Source organism: Paenibacillus sp. JJ-223 (assembly GCF_927798175.1).
Classification (GTDB): Bacteria; Bacillota; Bacilli; order Paenibacillales; family Paenibacillaceae; genus Paenibacillus; species Paenibacillus hubeiensis.
Genome location: NZ_CAKMMP010000001.1, coordinates 305,707 through 329,581, shown reverse-complemented (window position 1 = coordinate 329,581; position 23,875 = coordinate 305,707). Strand labels below are relative to the sequence as shown.

The following is a 23,875-nucleotide window of genomic DNA, read 5'->3' as shown; positions in this document are numbered from 1 at the left end:
GAGACGATTGATCAAAATATTAATGATTCTGGTCGTTGCTGCCTTGATCTCCTGGATTGAGCTTCCCCGGCTGATCCGGGAGAAGGAAAGGAGGACCGCTTGGGGTTTTTCCGTTCTGCTCCTCATCGGCGTCGGAATTTCGGTAGCTCAGACCCTGTTCACCGACCTTCCGACACCTTTGGCTTACATTACGATGGCACTCAGACCACTCAGCCGCTTTCTTACGGCCTTGGATCTGATCTAATTCAATGAAAGGAACATACCTATGCCGGAGTATAAAATATCTTTGCCCCAGCTGATGATTGTGACGGCGATGTTTACGATTGGCAGCGGCATTCTGCTCGTCCCCTCGGGCATGGCCTCCATCGCCAAACAAGATGCCTGGATCGCCGCGTTGATTGGCGTTCTCTTCGGCTTCATCACGCTTTCGGTACAGATGTTGCTGGCCAGAATGTATCCCGAAAAGAACCTGACGCAAATCTGTGAGGCCCTGCTGGGCAAATGGGTCGGAAAAGCCGTAGGCTTTGTTTTTCTGGTCACTTTTTTTCTGTGCGGTCCCACCACGGTTCTTCAGGAAATCGGAACCTTTGTGACGATCCAAATGATGCCCGAGACCCCGATCGAGGCGATCATCATTCTTTTTGGCGTGATCGTTGCCCTGGGGAGCCGACTGGGCCTCGAAGTCCTGACCCGCTCCACCGAGTTGATGTTTCCCTGGGTTTTGTTTCTGTTTACGGCCATGACCCTGCTGCTGCTATCCGAGGTAAAGTTGGAACAGGCGCTTCCCATATTGGAGTTTGGGGCCGCTCCGCTGTTTCCGGCCGGCCTTTCTTTTGCCAGCGTGGTGTTTTTTCCACATATTATACTCCTGATGATTTACCCGGCTTCCGCAAACCATCCGGAGCAGGCCCATAAAGCCGTGTATATTGGAACCCTGATCGGCAGTATCATGCTGGTCATTATTGTTGCGCTAACCATTCTGGTACTCGGCCCCAATATTACGGCAGAAAGCATATACCCTAGCTATTTGCTCGCCCAAAAAATCAATATCGGCAATTTTTTGCAGCGGATCGAGGCGGTCATGGCCATTATGTGGTTTATCTCGCTGTTTTTCCGGATTTCCCTCTACCTGTATATGATCGTCGCAGGCCTTTCCCAAATCTTCGGGATTAAAAATAGTCAAGCTCTCATGCTGCCCACCGGGTGGATCATGGTTACCATGGCGGTCTTTATCTATCCTAATGTGGCTTATAGGCAGTCTTGGGACGCCAAAGTGTGGATCCCTTTTACCCTTGTCATAGGGGTTCTCCTTCCCTTGCTGCTGCTGGGCCTGCACGGAATCCGGAAACTTCGGTCAAGGAAGTCGGCGTAGCTGCGTCTAGCCTTCTATGAATGTCGTAACCAGCATTCTTCTTCCATTTGTAGTCGCCCGCACGTGAAATTTCAGCGATTTTGCACAGCCAAATCACAGGAGCTCACGTAATAGTAAAGCACGCAAACAAGCAACAATGATCAAATGTATGAACGAAAAAGAAGGCAGATTCCATCCATAAACGGATGACTGCCTTCTCTAGGGGGCATGTACTTTCCGTGAAAACGTCGAGTACAAAGTTCGTCTAATTATGAATTCAAATGCACCGTCATGATCGGCTCATCAGAGCCTTTAGGCTTCTGGATGTCATGTATCTCTACATGGTCTACACATTCCAGCCCATCCGGAACAATGACCGGACTAATCACTGACAAGCCCGCTGCCTGAATAGCGGAAATATCAAATTCTAATAACAATTGTCCTTGGTTTACTTTAGTACCGTTTTCCACATACAGTGTGAATCCATTTCCTTTTAGCGATACCGTTTCAATGCCGACATGGACAAGAATTTGGATACCGCTTTTATGTTCAATGATGACTGCATGTTTGCTTTTATCCATGACATGGACAATTTTCCCGTCAAATGGAGCGTAGACCTTTCCCTCCATTGGTTCTATGGCCACTCCCATACCCATGTGGCCTCCTGCAAAGGCTGGATCAGGCACCTGTTTCAATGCTAATACTGCGCCTGAAATTGGAGCTGTAATCTTGAGCAAATCAATTGTCTTTTTGTTTTTTCTCCAATGAAACATGTAAATCTCCCTCCAAATCTACGTACATCTCCTTCGTTTATTGGCAATCGACGCGGCTATTAAGGAACATTCTTCATTTGTACTATTCTTGTTGGGAGTTAAGTTTAGTCTTTTTTCGATTAATGTTTCCATATATTACTGTGAAGACTGCTCCACAGGATAATGCGATTAAATGTGCGATTATATAATTAAGATGCCCATGGTTGTCGGCGGAAGCAATGGCTAATCCCGGAAGAGCCGTGGTTCCAAATCCTATTGCAGTGAGCTTGCTTAAATACACATAACCACCAGCAATCGCTCCCCCAATACATCCAGCGATCAGCGGGAATTTATATTTTAAAGTGATCCCAAAAATGGCTGGTTCTGATACGCCAAAGATCACAGAACCAAATGCTGAAATTCCAAGTTCCTTTACTTTCGTATTCTTCCGATGTAAAAGGACATATCCTAATACGGCCCCTCCTTGTCCAAATAAGGCAACAGACATTAATGGATTTATGAAGTTTCGCCCTGTATCTATAAGAAGCTGTGCTTCCACTGCACCTAAAACATGGTGTAACCCCGTAATGACGATAATTTGTTGAATACCAGCAAAGAACATATATCCAAAAATGCCCAAGTTTTGTGTACTCCATAATAATGAGGTGGTTACGAATTGAGCTAATTCGCGGCCCAGCGGTCCAATCATTGTGAATAACAATACGCTAGAAACAAATACGGTCAACAAAGGTGCTAAAAACAGTTTGATCATATTAGGTACTTTTTTAATAAAGAATTGGTCTAATTTGGCAACGACAAAACCCATCATCAAAGCAATGATAATGCCGCCTTGGAATCCAACGAGTTCGATGTTCAACCCTAAAATATTTATGGTTTCAGGCTGAACGTTGCCTTTAGCGACTTCATAAGCATCTGCTAAGTTCGGGTGAAGCATAATGGCACCAAGCACTAAACCAAGAATAGGTCTGCCGCCATATCTTTTGGTTGCAGAATATACTACCAATAATGGTAGTATCGTAAATATTCCAGATGATACGATTGATAATAAACGGTTAATCCCTTGCAAAGCTGGGTACATTTCTACAACCGATTTCTCACCAAATAAACCTTGTTGGCCCAACAAACCTGTAATTCCCATTAATAATGCGGCTGCAAGAATTCCAGGCATAATCTCAATAAAAACATCAGATAAAGATTTTATGGCTTTCTGTAAAAAATTCTGCTTTTGTGAAGCCTTTGTCTTTACGTCGCTTAGAGACATATTTTCTGTTTCTGTAAGCTTAGAGAATGCGGCATAAATATCGTTTACTAATCCGGCTCCAAAAATAATTTGAAGTTGATCGCCTGCTATAAAAACCCCTTTGACTAAATTTATATTTTCCACTTTTGTTAAATCAGCTTTATCGTTGTCATCTAATACGATTCTTAATCGAGTGGCGCAATGTGTGACTCCAGCGATGTTTTCCTTTCCCCCTATGTTCTTCAAGATGTTTTCAGAAATTTCTCTGTATTGTTTATGCTTATCTTCCATGTCTCTTTTCCCTCTCTCTTGACTGTTCAATTAGGATGTTTTGTAAATCTCCAGAACATACTTAGAAAGTCTTGCTTAATCCTTGGCAATGTGAGCCCTGCATGCATAAGCTCATCTCCACCAAACAGTTCACCAGTCTCGACATTTTTATACATAAAATCTGGATTCAACCCTTTAAATTTGATCGTTCGAAGAGATGCAGCCGGTTGCGAAAGCACTTTGAAATAACTCGCGACGACTTCCGATTGATCATCGGAAACAAAGTTCCATGCGGCTTCATTTCCATCAAAAGGGCTGAGTATTCTATGAAAACTTCCAAATTGGATAATTGGCCGAATCTCTTTATATAAAGCAACTTGTTTTTTAATTTCTTCTTTTTCTTGTTCTGTAATGGTTGTAAGGTCCAGCTCATAACCAAAGTTACCAGCCATTGCGACATGTCCTCTTGTTTCCAACGGGGTTATTCTTCCCACTTGATGATTAGGGACGGTTGAAACGTGGGCTCCCATTGTAATTGGCGGGTAAACCAGACTTGTACCATATTGAATTTTCAACCGACACATCGCATCGGTATTATCACTCGTCCATGTTTGAGGCATATAGTAAAGCATACCGGCATCAAAACGCCCGCCCCCACTAGAACAACTCTCAAACAATACATCAGGAAACCTTGATGTGATTGCTTCCATTACTTTATAAAGACCTAACATATATCGGTGAGCGGTTTCACGTTGTCGTTCCGGTGGTAAAGCAGCTGAACCCAAATCCGTCATATGTCGATTCATATCCCATTTCACATAGGTAATCGGTGCACTTGATAAAACAGAGGACACGGATTCGATGATGTAATCGCACACTTCCTCACGGGTTAAATCCAAAACAAGTTGGTTTCGGCCTAGTGTGGAAGGGCGATTTTCAACATGTAAACACCAATCTGGATGTTTTCTATATAAATCGCTGTCTATTGAAACCATTTCAGGCTCAAACCACAATCCAAACTCCAGTCCGAGATCACAAATCCGAGTTGCGAGGTCCAGCAATCCATTTGGAAGTTTACGCTGATCGACAACCCAATCCCCAAGTGAGCTGTTATCGTCGTCTCTTTTTCCGAACCATCCATCGTCCAATACAAGCAGCTCTATACCTGCTTTTTTTGCTTCCACAGCTATTTCTTCAATTTTCTCCGCATTAAAATCAAAATAAGTAGCTTCCCAATTATTAATTAGTATTGGCCGCAACTTATCTCGGAATGTTCCACGACATAATCTTTTACTGTAGAGCTTATGATAGATTCTGGACATATCACCCAACCCATTTGCTGTGTAAGCCATTACAACTTCAGGAGTTTGAAATAATTCCCCAGGTTCTAACAGCCATGAGAAATCAAAAGGATTAATACCTATGGACACTCTCGTATTGCGATAGGGATCCACTTGAACTTGAGCCGTAAAATTGCCACTGTAAACGAGGTTAAACGCATATACTTCCCCTTGATCCTCATCAGTTCCTTTTCGTACTAACGATAGAAACGGTGCTTGTTGAGGACTGCTCGCGCCCCGGCAGCTATCAACCAGTTGAATCCCTGGAACAATGCTGCGCCTCACGATATTTTTTTCATTGTTATGAGCACCATATAATGTAATCAATTCGTACTCATCATCCCGAAAATCAACACTTGCACTAAGTGCCCGAAGGATCTTCAAGCGTTGTGTTCCTTCATTGTTAAAATGAGCCGACCTTGTGATCACATCTAATTCAGGGTACAAACTATAGCATAGTGTCACAGTCAATCCTAACAACTTATCCTCCATGATAAGCTCCAGTGTCTCTGCTTCTTCTTCGTCCTCTACATAAGTAGACGGCAGTCCGTTTAACTTGGGTTTTCCTTTATATGTCCTGTACTCTTTGTAACGAAGATCCGTCAGCGTTGATCCATTATTTAACTGTATTTGATAAGCCGGTGTTCTAAAATCTCCATTTCCATAGGCTGGATATTCTTGGGGCAGCGTATCGAGTGAAAATGTTCGATCAGAGGCATCCGGGTTAGGCGAAAATCCTCGATCCATATAAATAATTTTGTTGCTTCCACGATAGGTATTCACTTTTTTTCCCCAATATAAATGAGCTAAATATCCATCACGAACGATCTGCATTACATAGCTGGAATTTTTCCCTTGTAAATGAAATAACCGTTGATCGCCATTAATGTGGATTGCCATAGAATCCTCCTTGCATATTATTAAAACTATAATTGATAAGGTTTTGGGAATAGATGGAACCAAGCTGCAAGAAAGAAAAATGTGGAATTACAAATCAGCTTGAATCATCTCACAACGAATACAACGATATAACAACGTAATGAAAGATAGCGCTTTAGTTATTGCTTTACCTAGGATTAAACAATGAATTAGTTGCTATACAATAATTAGTATGCTCTTATTCTAATGGTTTAAATGGACAATGAATATGGAATAATGTAGACTGACTATTAAAGAATGTGATAACTTTTCAGCGTTTTAAAGAGAGGTGACAAGAATGGCCGCCAGTTTCTCCAATCATTCCCGCAATAATCTGGATCTTAATTTGTACACATGCGGTAGAGAAGCTTGTATGGGAGGACACTCTTATGGTCCTGCGATTCGAAGCGGATATATGATTCACTATGTATTAAAAGGAAAAGGTGTTTTTAAAGTTAATGACAAAATTTATCACCTCGAACAACAAGAAGCTTTTTTGATAGAGCCGAATGTTTTAATTTATTATGAAGCAGATGCTGATGATCCTTGGGAATATATTTGGATTGGTTTTAGTGGAATAAAAGCAAAAGAATATTTGCTTCGAACGAGTTTATCTATAGATCATCCGATCTTTAGTTTTGATCAAACGCACAATCTGGCTGATTGTATGCATCGTATTCTAAGTCTGACGTCCCTGACTTCGAACAGAGACTTTTTATTGACGGCAAAACTTTATGAATTTTTGTATGAATTGTGTGAACTTTACCCGAATATCAAAGTCCCTAGTGAAGTAAAACAACAGAAGTATATTGAAGATGCATTGCATTTCATTGATCAGAATTATGCACATCATATTACGGTAAATGATGTCGCTAGACACATTTCTATTGATCGTTCCTATTTGCATCGTCTGTTTAAGCAATACATTCATCAGTCTCCCCAGCAATTTTTACTCCATCTTAGAATTGAAAAAGCATGTTATTTAATGACCAATACTTCACTCAAAATTGGAGATATCGCCAGGTCGGTCGGATATAACGATGTCCTTTTGTTTTCCAAAAATTTTAAAAAGGCAAAAAATTGCACACCATCAGAATTTAGAAATATGCTGCTTTAGAAAGCTGCCTCAAAACGAAAAAGTCGCTAATTTAGCGACTTTTCATGAAAACTTTCCCAACTAACGCCGATCAAGGACCGGCGTCAGTTCGATATTTGTTTTTTTCAATGTTACGAAACAGAGTCTTAACCAAATATAACCATTAACGTTTCACGATGCTATTCCTCGCCTAACATAGCCAGGGGGCTAAATGCTTCGTAATGGATGTTAGCCTGATGCACACCCCACTCTGTCAACATTCGATACATGGATTCCATAAACGGAATAGAACCACAGATATAGAAATCCGCTTTTTTGGACGGAACGACGGATTGCAGCCCGTTCAGATCTATTCGTCCCTCTACATCGTAGTTATGTGATTCTCGATCATGCGGAGTCGGAGACGAGTAGCATACCAATGACTTCACATTCGGGTGATTCTTCTCCATTTCAAGCAGGTGTTCCCTAAAGGCATGTGTGTTGCTGTTGGCCGTTGCGTGGATAAAGGTTACCTGACGATCACGCTGCTCCCTGACAACCGTGTTTAACATACTCAACAAAGGCGAAATTCCGATTCCGCCGCTGATCAAAACAAGGGGTGCGTCTGCAGTCGTTAAAATGAAATCGCCGGCAGGAGCGGAAAATGGTAAAGCATCGCCGACTTGAACATGGTCATGCAGGTAATTGGATACGATTCCATCCGGGTCGTTATGACTTGCATCTTCACGCTTCACGGTAATTCGGTAGACATCGTTTCCCGAAGCATCAGACAGACTGTAGTGGCGAATATGAGTATACTTTTCGCCCGGTATGTTTGCTTTTATCGTCAAATACTGGCCGGCCTTGTACTTGGCAATCGCTTGGCCATCTTGCGGCTTTAAATAAAACGAGGTAACGTCTTCCGTCTCCTTAACCTTTCGATCTACGATAAAGGTCCGGTCATCGGCCCAACCTCCCGACTGATGCTCGGTCTCCTCATACAAGCTTTGTTCGATCCGAATAAATGCATCCGCAATGTAGTTGTAAGCTTTCCCCCAAGCGGTAATAATTTCATCCGTGGCAGCGTCACCCAAAACATCCTGGACAGCTTCGAGCAACGTTTCGCCTACGATGGCATACTGCTCGGGTTTGATTCCGATCGCTCGATGTTTCTCCGTAATTCGCCGGATAACAGGAGTCAACGCATCCAGGTTGGTAATATGTTCTCCGGCTGCATAAACGACATAACCCAACGCTTCCTGCTGTATCCCTCTTTTTTGATTCGTCTGATTAAAGATGTTGTTCAGTTCCGGCGCTTTGGTGAATAACCGTTCATAAAATCGTTTTCCTATTTGAGCACTGTGCTGCTTCAGCACAGGAGCTGTTGATTTGACGATGTCTATTGTTTTTGAATCAAGCATATCTCGTACCATTCCTTCAGCTGGATTTGGGGTTAAACGCTAAAAGCTTCTCCAAACCCATGAAATGGTATACGTCTACGGACAGCGTCATTCTTTTCTTTCCTTCAAACCATTGGATGAATGGAGCCAACGCGATATTGCCGCCTACCATCTGATCGGATTGCCAAAAGAGTTCGTTCAGAAATGAACCCACTGACTTGCGTCGGTCAACGGCCGGGTATTACATTCCATTTTTGATGCTCATCCTCAAAACGGGGTTCATTCATCACCAGCGTTGTACCATCTTCTGACACGCCGAGCGCACTCCCGTTGTGCACGCTTGTAATGCGCATCGTTCCATCATCGTTTTTTGAAATGTTCCAGCGTTGATTAGGGTACCCCAGATACGGGTAAAGCTGGATACGATTCTGCCCAACATCCCAATCCAGCGACAGCCCGTTTATCGTTCGGATCGAATAAGAGCCGGAATCGTCGCCGGTCGGCATAAGGATCCACATCGAGCGCTCGGCTTCATGATCCGTCTCGGCTCCCACGTTCACGACCTCGCCTTCCGGGGTTGGAATGGATTGCATGGCAACAGGATATCCTGCATTGCGAATCGTCACGGTCTTCAAGTCCGCTTTTTTCATATCAAAGGCGTTCACGTTCTGGAAAGACGCACTTCCGCCAAAGGCATGAACACCGAAGTGACCCTCTGCAAACGTGCCATCTTGAACGTCCATGATTTGCTTGCCGTCCACATCAACCCGAATACGAGTACCTTCCGCCTGAATTTGGATGCGATAGGTTTGACCACCGCGAATGAATCTTGGAACGCGGGCAAGTACCTGCCGATTCTCGAAGGCTCCGTTCACTTTATAAAAGAGACGAATCGCCTGCAAGTTGGGATCGATGTTCAGGTAATAACCGCTTCGTCCATCCTCGCTTGCCCGAAACAGAAGGGAACCGGCTCCTCCTTCCGGGTCCAGCTGCATGTCAGCCTCATATCGGAAGTCTCCCGCCGTCTCTTGTGCAATATACTGTGAGTCGCTGCGGTCGCTTCCCTGTATGCCATGGTCCGATACAAACCACTGGGCAGAGGGCCGATCCGCCTGCCAGCCGGATAAATTGGTATGGAATTCGCCGTCAGTTACCGCGATGGGTATCTTTGCAGAAGCTTTGCCGTTGGCCGTCGAAGCCGTCACCCAAGCTTCTCCCTTACCTACGGCACGAATCGTAGCATGCGTCTTGTCGGCATAAACGACGTTCACGACTTCCGGATCGCTTACGGTCCATTTCAACGGTTGAGCCCCTTTGCCTGACCCGCCCTCAACGGAAGCATAAAGGCTTATGTCCTGTCCAACATTCATCGTTCTTCTCTGCGTATCCGCAACAACCTGCGGATTGGAGGACATGCCCTCCCTCCAGATATTGTTCATGGCGTACACATTCATTGAAACGACCTTCACATCTCCACCAAGGCTGTAGAACGCCATCGACCTTCCAGCCGGATCCGGAAAAATGACATCCGAGAAAACAACTCTGCCGTCATTGCCGAACACTTCGACGGAAGATTCATCGACAAATATGCGAAGCTTCACTCTATTATGTTCAGGTTGTAACGGTGCCTCATGAACTTTGGTGAATAAACCGGAGAAACCCGAATCCCCCGAATTGGTGCGATCCACGAACATCATCTGCTTTTCGGCCTTGTAGCCCACTGTCGTTTTTTGCCCTTCCCTTTGGCGCAGGTGAAAACCAAACTCGGTTACAGAACTGCCTGGCGGAATTTCCACTTCAGCTTCAATTTCGTACGCTCCCGCAGCCAGACCTTGAAGCAGATTCTGCGATTTCGGTCCAACTCTGAATGGTTGTGCACTGTACAGATTTTGCCGCAGTGCCCGCAGTTCAGCGATGGGTGTTTGCGCCAGCCGCACTCCTTCATCCGTTGTCCGGAGAGAGACTTCTCTCGGAATCGTCAATTGACCTTTCCAAGGGGCGGTTGGGAAATCAAACGGATAATCCCAATTCGTCATCCACGCAAGCATCACTTTGCGCTGATCCGGCATGCTCGCGAATGACATCGACGCGTAAAACTCCTTGCCGAAATCCGTTCGCAGTACTTTCCCCGCCGGATGATCGTTCAGGAATTTCCCTTCAGCGGTGAGCTCGCCTATAAAATATTCCGCATCCGATCCCTGAGTCTTCGGATTAGCTCCCGTGCTGATCATAAGCACCCACTTACGCTGATCCGTTCCGTCTACAGGCAGTTGAATCAGATCAGGACACTCCCATACACCTCCACGAACGTACTCCCCGTATCCGAAGTTATCCGTCAACGTCCAATCGAGCAGATTGGTTGAGGTAAAAAAACGAATATGGTCCCCGCCCGAAACCACCATGATCCAGCGGTTGTGATCTTCGTCCCGAACTACCTTCGGGTCACGGAAATCCCAACTGCCCGGGTCTTCGCCATGTTTGCCGGGATTCTCGATGACGATCGGACGGTCTTCAGCGTATTGCCAATTCCGTCCTTGATCCGTGCTGTATGCGAGACCGATGCGCTGATTGCCGCCGGGTTTATCCGGATGATAGGATGTGTAATACGCAATCAGGCCTTTTCCGCCGGAATCCGAGAACAGGCCGGAGGCATTGTGCAGATCGGCAATCGCTGACCCTGACCATACATGACCCAGATCATTCCATGGCAGGGCAATGGGTAAACGCTTCCATTTTATAAGATCCGTACTGACGGCATGCGCCCAGGTCCCTCCATCCTGGTGAAACAAGTGATACTCCCCCTCAAAATAGACCAGCCCGTTCGGATCGCTTGCCGATCCCCGCATCGGAGAATAATGATATTGGGGACGGTATTTTTCCGTGTAATACATCGACTCTTCCGTCATATACACGTCCTGAAAATAAGCCGAGCCTTGTTCAACAACCAGTCCGGCATATCCATCAGCATAGCTTGAATCCGTGACTTCAATCGCCGGAGCCGCGTATCCATCCACATACACCTTGATCAGACTGCCGAAGACGACCGCTTCGATATGATGTCTTGCTCCCGATTGACTTGGGTACTTGCGATCCGAGCTCGCGAGTACGGTACCATCGGCTTTTCGAAGCTGCACCCGAACTTCTTCCCCTTCCCTGATGAGGGCCGCTTCATATCCCTCTGTCCCCTCCGCATTTGACCTGAATAACAATGCCGCGGAGGACGTCGGGGCTGCCAGAGACATGCTTCCCTCATATACGACATCGCCTGCCGTTTTCTCGTAAATCATCCGCGTTTTCCCTTGAACGGTTCCTTTACCTCTTAATCCTTTCACATCAGGCTGCCAGTCACCGGTACTGTGGATCGGCTTGCCCAGGTTACCGTTCATGGAACTGACCTGAACATTCTGGAACAAGGCTGATCCGTCCCATACGTGGAGCCCCAGTTTCCCTGATGCATAGGCGCTGTCTTTTACATCAATCACCGGGTCGTATCGGCCATCCCAAAAAACCTGGAGACTCTCGCCGACCGCCTTCACTTTCAGATGATAAATCCTCCCGGGTTCCACGCTTACCGAATGCTCTTCAAACAATGATCCCGACTTTCCGCCGGCATCCCTTAGTCTGATCACACCGGCCTGCGGAACCACCTGCAGCATATAAGAAGACCAACCCGTATCATCAGCCCGAAAAACAAGGCTGGCATCTGCCTTCATATCCTTGATCATCAAGTCAGCTTCATACACAAAATCATCGGCCCGCGTGGCCGATAAGGCCATTGCATTCTCCTCCGCATCGGAAGCCAAATGAAGTCCTTCATTCGTATCCTCAAGAGTGCCTTTGCCGTGCAAGGTCCAACCGGACAAATTCGTTGCTGCCCTGGACACGTCAGTCATCATTTGAACCGCCTCCGTATGTGGTATATCTGACCGTTTGACTGCTGGTTCTCTCTGCAGCATAGCAACCTTGTCTCCAGCGGAAGGTGTTGAATACGCTTCCACGGAAGCGGAACCAAGGACACATGATAAAAGAACACAGCCAATAGATCTGAAAATGAATCTCATGAGCATCCCCTCATTTCTCCTGATGGTAAAGACTATAGCCCAAAAAGGACGGTGCACTCCCTTATGCAAATAAGCGAATCTGCATCCGTCCTTCCGGGACGTGCTTACAATTAAAAGGATGAAGCTGCCGCTGCTTGTTCAAGCGCTTCGAGGCCCAAGGCTAGCGCACCGCACAAGCCTGCGCGTTGTCCCAATCCGGGAGGGACAATATATCGGTCGATATCACGCACCGTTTCCGGCATGTTTACATAACCATTCAGATTTTGCACAACCTGCTTCCGGATGATGGGAAACAGATGATCCTGCTGCATGACCCCGCCGCCCAGGATCACCTTCTGCGGCGAATGCAGCAGGATGGTCGTCGTGATGGATTCGGCAATGTAAAAGGATTCGATCTCCCACGCCAGGTGGTCGATCGGAAGTTCGCTGCCGGGGCTCTGCCAGCGAGCTTCAATGGCAGGTCCCGCGGCCAGTCCCTCCAGGCAATCGCCATGGTACTTGCAAATGCCGGCAAAGCGATCCTTCGGATGCCGCCTTGTTCGCATGTGTCCACCCTCCGGATGCAGCAACCCGTGGACTCTTTTTCCTCCGGCGATCAACCCGATGCCAACGCCTGTGCCGATTGTATAATACGCACAGTTGTCCAGCCCCTGTGCAGCTCCCCATGTCATCTCGCCGAGTGCCGCTGCATTCACATCCGTATCCCATCCGAAGGGAACCGGGAATTCACGTTTCAAGGCTCCGACAACATTGCAGTTGCTCCAATCCGGCTTGGGGGTTGTCGTAATGTAACCATACGTAGGGCTATCCGGTTGCAAATCGATCGGACCAAAGGAACCGATCCCGATCGCGTCCACTCCTTTATCCCTGAAATAATCGCACACCTTGGCAAGCGTGGTCTCGGGATGCTCCGTCGGAAAGCTGCACCAGTCTTCCACGCTCCCTCGCTCGTTGCCTACGCCGCATACAAATTTCGTTCCGCCCGCTTCTATGGCCCCAATACGCATTTACCTGTCCGCCTTTCCTTTAGTTCCGTTTGCCGTTCCCCTTTATGGGAGACAATTCGTAGATATGCAGGGATGAGAAGACCAGGTCTTCATGATCGGCATGAACAGAGATTCCCTTGGCCTCTGCATCCGGATAGATCAGATCGGTAATCACGGCCTGACCATCGTGGGCAAATACCTCAACCGATGAAGAATCCACATAGATACGCAAATGTTGAACCCCATCCACTGCTTGAACACTCGCTGCATGACGTCCCACGAAATGTTCATGGAAACCGACGATGCCTGATCGACTGCGATCGACGTACACTTCACCCTGACTTGCATCAATGCCAACGACCGTTTGGTTACTCGCGTTACTTCTCAATGCAAATTGAACAGAGAACTCGGAAGCCCATTTCGCCTCAATTTCATAGTTTACTAGCTGCAAAGCGTTCAGCTGCGCATTCGCCTCCCGGATCGATACGTCCTGCAAGGTCAAAATCGGCGTTCTCGCTTGCTCCAGCTCGCGGGCAGGGCGCTGAATCAAGGTAACTTCTCCGTTCCTCATCTCCAAAGTCAGCTCCCGGGCAATCGTCATGGCGCCGCGGTAACCTTCTGTTGGCGTTTGGTTGGCATACATCCAGTTGCTCATCCAGCCCATGAACAGGCGTCTGCCGTCTTCTGCCGGAATGTCGGACCAACTGACTCCTGCGTAGTTATCCCGGCCATGATCTATCCAGCGAACGGTATGGGAAGCGTCATCCGAAACAAATGTCGACCCATCGAAATCTCCGGTAAAGTACTGGGTTCGGGAGCCTTCTTTGAAAGCAGGATCTGCACCGATGCTGACAAGCATGACCCATTTTTCCTGTTTTGCGTCCCCGTTCACTGCCAATGGAAACAGATCCGGACACTCCCACACGCCGTCATGCGAACCGATGCCTGCGCCGAATTCGCTGCCCAGCGTCCAATCTTTCAGATTGGGAGAACGATACAGGCATACCGTTTGGCCGCAAGCAACAATCATCACCCATCCCTTGGTCTGCTCATGCCAGAACACCTTCGGATCACGGAAATCCACGATCGATTCGTGCTCCAATACCGGATTGCCCTCGTATTTGATCCACGTTCGGCCGTTGTCCTTGCTGTACGCAAGGCTCTGCCGCTGAATCGGATCACCGTTCGGCACCTCGAGGTGATGAGTAAAAATAGCCACCAGTCCCGGCTCATCGTCGAAGAATCCGGATGTATTGTTCCAATCCACCACAGCACTGCCGGAAAAGATCATCCCGTGTTCATCCGGCGACAAGGCGACAGGAAGCTCTTCCCAGGCGACCAGATCTTTGGTCACGGCGTGTCCCCAGTGCATCGGACCCCACGTTGTGCCAAACGGATGATGCTGATAGAACAAGTGATACTCGCCTTTAAAAAATACCATGCCATTGGGATCGTTCATCCACTTCTCCTTCGGTGAGAAATGATAGATGCCCCGGTAATCGGAAGTTGATATTGTAGACATGTTGGTTCTCTCCTTTGTATCAAACAGGTTGCCGGAGGCTCCGATACCTTGACTCACCCAAGAGCCATGTATGGCAAAGCCTCCGCGTCCAGTTTGTTCTATTGGGTATTGCGGTCATATCCCGCTTGTTTGATTTGCAGCCATTCCTGCAGCCCGAGACGATCGAGTTCCTTCAAATAAGCATCCCACTCCTGCTCGATTTTTCCGTTTTGGTACCACTCCGTGCGCATGCGCAGCACATAAGCAAACAGATCGGTCTCGATGGTGGACAGGCGGTCGAGCTCATCGATCGAGAAAAATACGCTTGGATATACGTTATCCGCTTTCATATGCGGAACCATCACCCGATCCAGAAGTTCCATGCGCCAGGCGGCATCTTCCGGTTTGGTCGTGTATTTGCCGTAATAACTGTCGAGAATCGCCAGCGGTCCGGCAATGCTCGTTTTTTGCCGAAGTTCGACGGGTGCAGCCCCTTCCAGCGGCAGATGCTTCAGCATGCCCTTGGCTTCATCGAATTCAAAAATATTTTGCTGCGTCTCATCGCCATACGTTCCCCAGTTGTTTTGCACGGATTGGAGCGGATCGTACAATTGGTCCACCCACTTCGCCGTCGCTTCCAGATTTTGATTGCTGCTCGTGATGACCATTCGTCCCCGGTCGAGCCCGATCCCGTTCGTTCTTGTGACATTGACCTCTCCATCAGGGCCGGCAAGCGGAGGCAAAACGTCATAGGTATCGTTCATGCCCGTAATGTTGGCTTTATCCCAAGTGAAGTACAAGCCGTACCTGTGGTCTTTCCCCTTGGCCAGATACGTATTCCAATCCTGCTGATAGGCTTCCACGTCCACGAGACCTTCCTTGACCAGTTCATGGATATATTTCACCGCTTCCTTGTATCCCTCATCGGCTGCCGTAAAGACCACCTTTCCATCGTTGGTCACCACGGTGTGGTCCCAGTTCTCCCCGAGTCCGAATGCGGCAAAGAGGAATGTCAGATCTTCTCCGCCCGGCTTGTTAATGAAAGACAACGGAATCTCGTCGGCCTTCCCATTGCCGTTCGGGTCCTGCGTTTTGAACGCAATTAATACGTCTTTCAATTCTTCGGTGGTCGTCGGCATCTTCAGCCCCAGATTATTCAACCATTCGACATTGATCCAGGGCAAGTTATCCACAGCCTGTATCCGATGTTTGCCGCTTCCGAGCTCCTCGATCCAAGGGAACGAATAAATATGCCCGTCCGGAGCCGTGATCATGCTCTTGTACTCGGGAGCCTCTGCCAGCACCTTTTGCAGATTAGGCATGTATTGTTCGATCAAGTCTTCGAGCGGAATGATCGCTCCGTCCTTGGCCAGCTTCAGGAGGTCATAGTCCCCGTAACCTGCGTCAAAAATGGCATCCGGCAAATCTCCGCTGGCGACCGCCAAATTTCTTTTTTCCGCAAACACGTCGCTCGTATAGTTCTTCCAGTTGATATGCACGTTGGTCTTTTCCTCAAGTCTTTTGTTAATCAGCTTCTCGTTCGGATCGGCCGGAGCCAGCGGAGAGCTCTGCGTGATGAAATTCAATGTCACTTTTCCGTCGGGGGATTGGGCTTTGCTCGCTGCTCCTCCTCCGTCCCCGCCGCCGCAGGCCGAGAGCAGAAAGACGGCGGACAACATGGAAAGGGATGCCGCTGTAATGGCTTTTTTGGATGTTTTCACTTTTTTCATGATGTGACCTCCATGGTATATTGTTGGACCCAACTTGCTGTATCTCAGGCAGTTCACTATTTCAGTGAACCGACCATGACACCTTTTTCGAAATATTTCTGGAAAAACGGATACATGATGATCAGCGGCAGACTTGAAATGACAATGGCCGAATATTTGATCATCTCGGAGAGCCGTTTGAGCTCCGCCATCGCAAGCTGATCACTGATCATGCCCGGTGCAGCCTGGTTCTGAATCAGAATGGAGCGCAGGACGAGCTGCAGCGGGTGAAGGTTGGGATTATCCAGGTAAATCATCGCATCAAAATAAGAATTCCACTGCCCTACGAACGCGTACAAAGCGAGGACAAAAATGATCGGTTTGGACAACGGAATGACAATCTGAAAGAAAATTTTCATGTCGGACGCGCCGTCTACGTTCGCGGCTTCTTTGAGTTCCCTGGGTACCCCTTTGAAAAAAGTTCTGGAGAGAATGATGTTCCAGACGTTAACCGCTCCCGGGATGATGATGGCCCAGACGGTATCCAGCATGCCGAGGTTGCGCACGAGCAGATAGGTGGGAATCAAGCCGCCGCCAAAGAACATCGTAATGATAAACAGAACCATGAAGAATCCCCGTCCGGCCAGCCTTTCCTCGGATAATGCATAACCTGCAAAGATCGAGACCGTGACGGTCACGAAGGCAAACGAAACGGAGTACAGCACCGCATTCGCGAAACCTCGAATCATGGCCGGATTGGACAGAATCATCTGGTATCCGTCCAGACTCCAGTCGGATACATTGAAGGACAATCCGCGGTTAAGAAGCACGGTCGGGTCCATGAATGAAGCGATGACGATGTAAATCAGAGGAACGACCACAACCAGTACGGCGCAGGTGAGAAAGATGGCGTTTAACGCAAGAATCAGACGGTCCAGTCCCGTAGGTTTGATTGCCATAGGTAACACTCCTTTCTAGTAAAGGCCTTCGCCTTCGTTCAATTTTTTCACGATGAGATTTACGGTAACGAGCAATATCACATTGATGACGGAGTTGAACAATCCTACCGCCGCAGAATAGGCGTAATCCCCGGACTGCAATCCGACCTTGTAAACATACGTTGCAATAATTTCGGAGGATGGCAGGTTCATGGATGTCTGCATCAGATACGCCTTCTCGAACCCGATGGACATGATCCCGCCGGCAGCAAGAATAAACACGATGGCCATAATCGGACGAATGGTCGGAAGATCGATATGGCGGATACGCTGAAGGAGATTGGCTCCATCCAGATTGGCTGCATTATGAAGCTCCGGATCGACGTTGGCCAAAGCCGCCACATAAATGATCGAAGACCAGCCCGCTCCGGTCCAGATATCGGACAAAATGTATATCCAGCGGAAATATTCGGGTTCGGACATAAACATGATGGGCTGACCGGTAATCCATATGGCGAATTGGTTCACTGGCCCGGTCGGTGATAAAAAGATGAACAGCATGCCCACAACAACCACGACCGAAATGAAATTGGGCGCATACAGAAACAATTGGATGTTCTTCTTCACTCCGGCTTTGCGCACTTGATTCAGCATGAGCGCCAGCAGAATGGGCACCGGAAAACTGAATATCAATCCCAAAAAGCTGAGCTTAAGCGTATTCATGAAAATGACGTCAAAATTGGGCGATGCCAGAAACTTCTCGAAATGCTTCAATCCCACCCAATCGCTGCCCATAATCCCTTTGATCGGACTAAAATCTTTGAATGCGATAATGGCTCCATACATCGGAATGTATTTGAAAACCAACGTCAGGATCAGGGCTGGTGCAAGCAATGCATACAAAAAATAGTTCTTTTTGAGCCGCTGCCATGCATGACCGATGGACGGCCTTTCCCTCAGGCCCCTTTCCATCCCCTTTTTGGTGTCCACTGTGTTATCCACCACGCTACCTCCGTTCATTGATGAAGTTGACAATTGCTCATAGAAAGGGCTTTCAATATTTACAATTGCTCATTTGATATTTTACAATTTATCAGGAAACCTCTCGTTTAGTCAATACATAATGTAAAAAAATAATTGTGCATTTGCTAATTTCTTTTGCGTTTTTTCGCTCATAATTAGATGGGATTGTGAACTCACAGCCCTGAAATCGTCTTTCCAAACCTGTTTCTTCTCGTCTTAACGAGGACCAACCTGTTTTATATCGTATAACCCCTAACTACAAAACCACAAAAAATGGAACCGTCAATATTCAAAATGTAAATTTAATTGTTCATATGTAAAGTCGAGATTGCTATTTGCTCCGATATATTATACATTTGACTTAGATAATCATTGGGGATGACTAATTGATCATTAGAGGTGAAGCACGACATGGCAAAAGAGAAAGTCACAATACAGGACATTGCGGATGCTCTGGGCATCTCCAGAAATACGGCTTCCAAAGCGCTGAATGACAGCGGAAACATTCCGGAAGAGACGCGGAACCGGGTCGTTAAAAAAGCCATTGAGTTAAAATATAAACACTTCGCTTATATGGAAAGCGAGCATGTCCTGGGCAAAACGCCGGGCAATATCGCCCTGTTAACCGAAAACCTGCCCAATACGTCTCATTTTGGATCGTTGTTAATCAGCGGTCTGGAAAAAAGGATCAGTGCCGAGGGGTATAATCTCTCGATCCATATCGTGCGTGAAGTCGACCAAGACGCGCTGACGCTTCCGAACAACTTTGATATTTCAAAGGTGGACGGCATCATTTGCATCGAATTGTTCAACTTGGAATATACCCGTCTCATCACGGAGCTCGGCATCCCCACGATCTTTATCGATTGTGCTTCCGACATCTGTTATCCGGATTTTCATGCCGACCTGCTGCTGATGGAGAATGAACATAGCACCTATCAGTTAACCAAAAAATTAATTGATAGCGGCTACAAAAGCATCGGGTTCGCCGGAGACTATAATCACTGCAAAAGCTTCAATGAACGATGGGTGGGCTATCAACGCGCGATGCTCGAATCGGGGCTGCAGGTCGATCCATCCCACTGCATTACGGATAATGATCGGCTGTTCTTCTCGAAGCCTGGTTGGATGAACGAGCGCGTAGCCGCGCTGGAGTCTTTGCCTTCCGCTTATGTATGCGCGAATGACTTCATTGCGGTCGAACTGATCAAGGCTTTGAAAGCAAGAGAGGTGACGGTTCCGCAAAATATTGTGGTATGCGGGTTCGATAACGCACCCGAATCAAGAATTATTGAACCTCCGTTAACGACGGTGCACATTTACAGCAACGAAATGGGGATCAAAGCGGCCGAGATGCTGTTATCCCGGATCGATAACCCGGAACAACCTTATCAGGTCTCGCATATTGCGACCAAACCGATTATACGGGAGTCGACGCCCGCAATTATGCCGGCCAATTCTACTCTTGTAACGGGTTAATCCGATCTAAAAGAAAAACCGACTCTCAGCGAGTCGGTTTATGATTCAGAGCATTATTGAAATTGGCGGGGTTTCTCCTCAACATGAAGTTTTGCTTGAAGGCCGCTCTCTCCGGATAGGGGTTCCGTTTCAGGGTGAGGAAAATAGGCCTCGAACATTCGCTGCAAGTCCTTTCTCGTTACCGGCGCGGCTTCGGGGTACAGCTCATAGCCAAGCTCTCCGTTATTTTCAATGGTACCTGACCTTACATCTTCAACTCGAGAAATGCCTGCCATGCGCAGGCGCTTTTCCAGATCGTCAACAGAAATTCGCAGCTTGCGCAAATTGTTCGTGTCAAGCTTACCTTCACGGATCACCGACACGCTTTTTCCCTTTAAGATCGACTCCATAACGTTTGAGCGTAAAGTAATCCATTCAACAAGGATGAGGAAACCGATAAAAACGGCAAGTGCCAGAATCGTTTCCTTCATCCCCTTCCCGCTTACTTGAGTGCCAAGCACCGTGCCAATGCTCAATAAAATGATGATTTGAGGAATCGTCATTTGTGAGATGGACTTCCGCCCCGCAATCCTTAAAAAGAGCGTGCCGATGCAAGCTAAAAAAATCGTGCTCCAGAATATCATCCACATTTGCATTCCTCCCGATGTTTCACTGTTCTACAAGCGTTCCCCAAAATAAAGGAAATCATGAGAAAAGCTCCATCGCAAAGTCTGGAGGAAGCCGGCGAGAGCCAAATTCAACTTTCGATAACGGCAAATGGACGCTCTTGCATTTTGATCGAATCCGTAGGGCAACCATCTATAGCATCGATTAAGTCATTCACTAGGTCCTCATCTTCAATCGGCGTGATACCTCTATTTCGGTCTTCTAGATAAAACACTTCGGCTATACCTTCATCGTCATAATCGAATAGATCGGGAGCGGTAGCTCCGCATGCTCCACACGCAATGCAAGTATCTTTTTCAACACAGGCGTATCTGGTCACCGTGTAAACCTCCCCGATTAAACGCACAAGTTATGGCGTATCTTTCATCTTCTATAGACCTCTCCCGTTTTACAATCAGCCTGACTGCCGTATCCGTTATCGGATTACATGCATCGGAAGATGGGTCAAACTTTGTCCAGGAGCAGATGTTGCTAAATGGTTTTCCAATATAAAGGATTCTTCCGGTCTAATCTCCGAGAACCTTTCAAGAAACGTTGTGAGAGCGATATTGAGTTCTAGTCTGGCTAGTGGAGCACCAAGACAAAAATGAGGTCCGATGCCAAAAGTAAGATTTTTTTTGTTGTTTTTCCGGTGGATATCCAATGTAAAGGGGTGCTCGAACATCTGCTGGTCCACATTAGCTGCGCTCATCCAAGCAATAATAAGGTCTCCTTTTTTCAGGTTTACGCCTAATACGTCATTGTCCTGTTTAACGGTGCGGTGCCTTTTGGATATATGAAAACGATAGCGAAGCATTTCTTCAACGGTGTTGGTTACCAGTTCGGGCTGCTGCCTCAATGCTTGATAGATTGTCGGATCATCATATAACAACGAATAAAACATACTTGAGATCATATGGCTTGTTGTTTCAATTCCCGCTCCCAGAAGCAGCATGGTTGTTCGGACCACTTCGTCATCCGTGAATTTTTCGCCATCCACCTCGACTTGCAGCAGATCGGATATGATGTCCTCTTCCGGATGGGATCTCTTATGGACCACGATGGGATAGATGTGTTCGAAATACGCTTTAGCTGCATGCTGCTTCTTTTTTTGAATCGCTTGTTCGTCTTTTTGGTCATAAGGCTGGAATAGAATATCGACCCAATTTTTGAAGAGATGGCTATCCTCCATGGGGACCCCCAACAGATCAGCCATGACCATCGAAGGAATTGGGGTGGCGTAGGACTCGACAATATCGATTAACGTATTCCCCTCCATGTTCTGCGCCAGGTGATTAATCGTTTGTTGAATACGCGGCTCCCAAACTTTGAGGCTGCGAGGTGTAAATGCAGCCGAGATCAGCGAACGGGATTTTTGATGTCGGGGCGGATCCATGCTTGAAATGCCAATCTTTTCAGGGACAGCTCCTTCCTTATTGTTAGCTCCTACCTCAAGAATGGTCCTCGTGCCTTCAGCCGAAAAATATTCGTGGTCACTTAATACCTGTTTGACATCATCGTAGCGAAAAACATTCCAAGTATCTGTTTCTTCATGATAAAAAACGGGATTCTCTTCAAGCATTTTTTTGTACCAATGGAGAGGAAAGAATTCTTCGGATCTTGTTTTAAATTGCGTGATCGCTGGAACTGAGACGACTTCTTTATTCATGCCTTGAACCTCCAATCCTGGTTTCACAAGAGAGTCCCCTCACAGAGAAGTTGATAGTAAAAATGGAAAATTCTTGTGTAAGATAATTATATACTACCCGTATAATTTATTTCAAATTTACAGAATCACACCTTGAATTTCTCAATAAATAAAAGGTTTATATATATGTACTGACCGTATATTACCAACAAAAAAAAGATTGGCATGCGCCAATCTGTTGGAATTTAAGTTTGTTTATCGATTTGATCTAAATATAGCCAACATGATTCAGCTAGTCTGTTCGCTTTCATATGGAATTCACTTGATGTGCATTCTTTATAAAATGCTCGGAGCACAACCTCAATGACGGAGGCATTAAAGTTTTCCTTGTCCCGAAACATCTTCAAGACCCCTTCAGCAAGTTGTTTTAATCTTATGGATTCATCCGACTTCTGCACAAGCTCGTTGAACTCTTCAAGCTCATCTAACAATGTTTCTATGCTTATATGATGATGGCTTTCACCCTCCAAAAAATGCAATGATTGAAAATCAAAGAGATGTTCGTTTCGCTGCAGCATCGTTTTTAAAATGACTTCGATATACTTTAGTACCTTTGGGACCACTTCGCTCCAATCCGGTTTTGCAATCTTGAAGCTTCTCGATGTGTTGGTAATTTGATGTAGTATGCCAAAACATAAAATGGCTCCTTCGTTAGCATATAAACCATATTCTTTCCCGAACACCTGTACAAGTCGGGATGAGAGCCACTTGAGCTGCATCGTTGCTAGATTGGCAGAATCAATTTCCCCAGAGTAAAATCCGCTCCAGTAGAGGCTCCAAATTCGATCTTTCTCAGGTGCAGACATTGGAACCGCAATCTGATCCACAAGTAAATCAAAGTCCGAGTGATAGTGATGTTGTTCCAGCTCTCGCCTTATCAAAATATCTTCTTGTATGCGCTGGTCCAAAATAGCATACAAACAGTCTTCTTTCGAATGGAAAAATTTATAAAATGTTCCTTTGGACACGCCGGAGTGGTCCAAAATCATTTGAATCGTTGTGTTTGCGAAGCCATGCTCTATAAATAGGGAAAGAGCGCTTTCCAACAAACTTTGTTTGCGACTGCTCATATTTTGTCTACGCCCCTTTTTTATTGGAGATACGATGTTTGATTCCATCATAAATGAACCTGAAAGAGGAGACAATCCAAACACCGGGCATCCGCTGCTCTCAACAATCCCTTAAAACTCTTGTAAAAAACATAAAAGAAAGCCGCTATTTCAGCGACTTTCAATCTTGATCATATTCTAGCTTCGCAGCTATAGCAAGAAACGGAGTTACATATTAGACCAAAAAGGCCTTGGAGATAATAACCAACAAAATAAAGAGCACAAGAATTGCGCCGATGGAGGTAAAGCCACCGTATGCACCTGCTCCTCCTACATTTCCACTTCCTACTCCATTGCCGTACCCAACATCACTCATTCTTCTTCCTCCTCTTTTGTGGTATAGAATAGA

Annotated in this window: 19 protein-coding genes; 4 read left to right on the top strand and 15 right to left on the bottom strand. The window is 46.6% G+C overall.

Annotated elements, in window-relative coordinates; genetic code table 11:
- The first annotated feature begins 7 nt into the window (after nucleotides 1-7).
- Together L6H98_RS01345 and L6H98_RS01340 are read left to right on the top strand one after the other, a co-directional pair.
- The gene (locus tag L6H98_RS01345) at nucleotides 8-244 is read left to right on the top strand and encodes a hypothetical protein (RefSeq protein WP_236412338.1); all 237 of its coding nucleotides are present in this window, start codon (nucleotides 8-10) and stop codon (nucleotides 242-244) included.
- Nucleotides 245-265: 21 nt separating this feature from the next.
- Nucleotides 266-1,372, top strand: coding sequence for an endospore germination permease (locus L6H98_RS01340; protein ID WP_236412336.1), 1,107 nt, complete (start codon nucleotides 266-268; stop codon nucleotides 1,370-1,372).
- Nucleotides 1,373-1,620: 248 nt separating this feature from the next.
- On the opposite strand, the gene L6H98_RS01335 is transcribed toward L6H98_RS01340, so the two are convergent.
- The 3 genes from L6H98_RS01335 to L6H98_RS01325 all read right to left on the bottom strand — a co-directional run bounded on the left by L6H98_RS01335 (nucleotide 1,621) and on the right by L6H98_RS01325 (nucleotide 5,874).
- Nucleotides 1,621-2,124, bottom strand: coding sequence for a PTS glucose transporter subunit IIA (locus L6H98_RS01335; protein ID WP_236412334.1), 504 nt, complete (start codon nucleotides 2,122-2,124; stop codon nucleotides 1,621-1,623).
- A gap of 82 nt (nucleotides 2,125-2,206) precedes the next feature.
- Nucleotides 2,207-3,655, bottom strand: coding sequence for a PTS transporter subunit EIIC (locus L6H98_RS01330; RefSeq protein ID WP_236412332.1), 1,449 nt, complete (start codon nucleotides 3,653-3,655; stop codon nucleotides 2,207-2,209).
- A gap of 26 nt (nucleotides 3,656-3,681) precedes the next feature.
- A complete protein-coding gene (locus tag L6H98_RS01325; protein ID WP_236412330.1) occupies nucleotides 3,682-5,874 on the bottom strand; it encodes an alpha-galactosidase in 2,193 nt (730 codons plus the stop codon).
- 316 nt (nucleotides 5,875-6,190) lie between these two features.
- Here L6H98_RS01325 and L6H98_RS01320 point away from each other — a divergent pair, with 316 nt between their 5' ends.
- The gene (locus L6H98_RS01320; protein WP_236412328.1) at nucleotides 6,191-7,009 is read left to right on the top strand and encodes an AraC family transcriptional regulator; all 819 of its coding nucleotides are present in this window, start codon (nucleotides 6,191-6,193) and stop codon (nucleotides 7,007-7,009) included.
- A gap of 158 nt (nucleotides 7,010-7,167) precedes the next feature.
- Here L6H98_RS01320 and hmpA read toward each other — a convergent pair whose 3' ends face one another.
- The 7 genes from hmpA to L6H98_RS01285 all read right to left on the bottom strand — a co-directional run bounded on the left by hmpA (nucleotide 7,168) and on the right by L6H98_RS01285 (nucleotide 18,534).
- A complete protein-coding gene (hmpA, locus tag L6H98_RS01315; RefSeq protein WP_236412327.1) occupies nucleotides 7,168-8,388 on the bottom strand; it encodes an NO-inducible flavohemoprotein in 1,221 nt (406 codons plus the stop codon).
- 206 nt (nucleotides 8,389-8,594) lie between these two features.
- The gene (locus tag L6H98_RS01310) at nucleotides 8,595-12,263 is read right to left on the bottom strand and encodes a GH32 C-terminal domain-containing protein (protein WP_236412324.1); all 3,669 of its coding nucleotides are present in this window, start codon (nucleotides 12,261-12,263) and stop codon (nucleotides 8,595-8,597) included.
- A 275-nt stretch (nucleotides 12,264-12,538) separates the two neighbouring features.
- Nucleotides 12,539-13,435 carry an ROK family protein gene (locus tag L6H98_RS01305; protein ID WP_236412322.1) on the bottom strand — a complete coding sequence of 299 codons (897 nt, stop codon included), beginning with the start codon at nucleotides 13,433-13,435 and terminating at the stop codon, nucleotides 12,539-12,541.
- Nucleotides 13,436-13,454: 19 nt separating this feature from the next.
- The gene (locus L6H98_RS01300; protein WP_236412320.1) at nucleotides 13,455-14,936 is read right to left on the bottom strand and encodes a glycoside hydrolase family 32 protein; all 1,482 of its coding nucleotides are present in this window, start codon (nucleotides 14,934-14,936) and stop codon (nucleotides 13,455-13,457) included.
- Nucleotides 14,937-15,034: 98 nt separating this feature from the next.
- Nucleotides 15,035-16,645 carry an ABC transporter substrate-binding protein gene (locus tag L6H98_RS01295; protein ID WP_236412319.1) on the bottom strand — a complete coding sequence of 537 codons (1,611 nt, stop codon included), beginning with the start codon at nucleotides 16,643-16,645 and terminating at the stop codon, nucleotides 15,035-15,037.
- A 56-nt stretch (nucleotides 16,646-16,701) separates the two neighbouring features.
- Nucleotides 16,702-17,583 carry a carbohydrate ABC transporter permease gene (locus tag L6H98_RS01290; protein ID WP_236412317.1) on the bottom strand — a complete coding sequence of 294 codons (882 nt, stop codon included), beginning with the start codon at nucleotides 17,581-17,583 and terminating at the stop codon, nucleotides 16,702-16,704.
- A 15-nt stretch (nucleotides 17,584-17,598) separates the two neighbouring features.
- Nucleotides 17,599-18,534: an ABC transporter permease subunit gene (locus L6H98_RS01285; RefSeq protein WP_236412926.1), complete on the bottom strand. Its 936-nt coding sequence runs from the start codon at nucleotides 18,532-18,534 to the stop codon at nucleotides 17,599-17,601.
- Nucleotides 18,535-18,996: 462 nt separating this feature from the next.
- Here L6H98_RS01285 and L6H98_RS01280 point away from each other — a divergent pair, with 462 nt between their 5' ends.
- Complete coding sequence (locus L6H98_RS01280; RefSeq protein ID WP_236412315.1) at nucleotides 18,997-20,064, top strand: LacI family DNA-binding transcriptional regulator; 1,068 nt, start codon at nucleotides 18,997-18,999, stop codon at nucleotides 20,062-20,064.
- 53 nt (nucleotides 20,065-20,117) lie between these two features.
- Here the strand turns inward: L6H98_RS01280 and L6H98_RS01275 are convergent, their stop codons facing one another.
- The 5 genes from L6H98_RS01275 to L6H98_RS01255 all read right to left on the bottom strand — a co-directional run bounded on the left by L6H98_RS01275 (nucleotide 20,118) and on the right by L6H98_RS01255 (nucleotide 23,842).
- A complete protein-coding gene (locus L6H98_RS01275; protein ID WP_236412313.1) occupies nucleotides 20,118-20,693 on the bottom strand; it encodes a YetF domain-containing protein in 576 nt (191 codons plus the stop codon).
- Nucleotides 20,694-20,800: 107 nt separating this feature from the next.
- Nucleotides 20,801-21,049: a ferredoxin gene (locus L6H98_RS01270; RefSeq protein ID WP_236412312.1), complete on the bottom strand. Its 249-nt coding sequence runs from the start codon at nucleotides 21,047-21,049 to the stop codon at nucleotides 20,801-20,803.
- 96 nt (nucleotides 21,050-21,145) lie between these two features.
- Nucleotides 21,146-22,378, bottom strand: a complete 1,233-nt coding sequence (locus tag L6H98_RS01265; protein WP_236412310.1) for a cytochrome P450 — start codon at nucleotides 22,376-22,378, stop codon at nucleotides 21,146-21,148.
- A gap of 224 nt (nucleotides 22,379-22,602) precedes the next feature.
- Nucleotides 22,603-23,487: a TetR/AcrR family transcriptional regulator gene (locus L6H98_RS01260; RefSeq protein WP_236412308.1), complete on the bottom strand. Its 885-nt coding sequence runs from the start codon at nucleotides 23,485-23,487 to the stop codon at nucleotides 22,603-22,605.
- 214 nt (nucleotides 23,488-23,701) lie between these two features.
- The gene (locus tag L6H98_RS01255) at nucleotides 23,702-23,842 is read right to left on the bottom strand and encodes a YjcZ family sporulation protein (RefSeq protein ID WP_236412306.1); all 141 of its coding nucleotides are present in this window, start codon (nucleotides 23,840-23,842) and stop codon (nucleotides 23,702-23,704) included.
- Nucleotides 23,843-23,875: the final 33 nt, after the last annotated feature.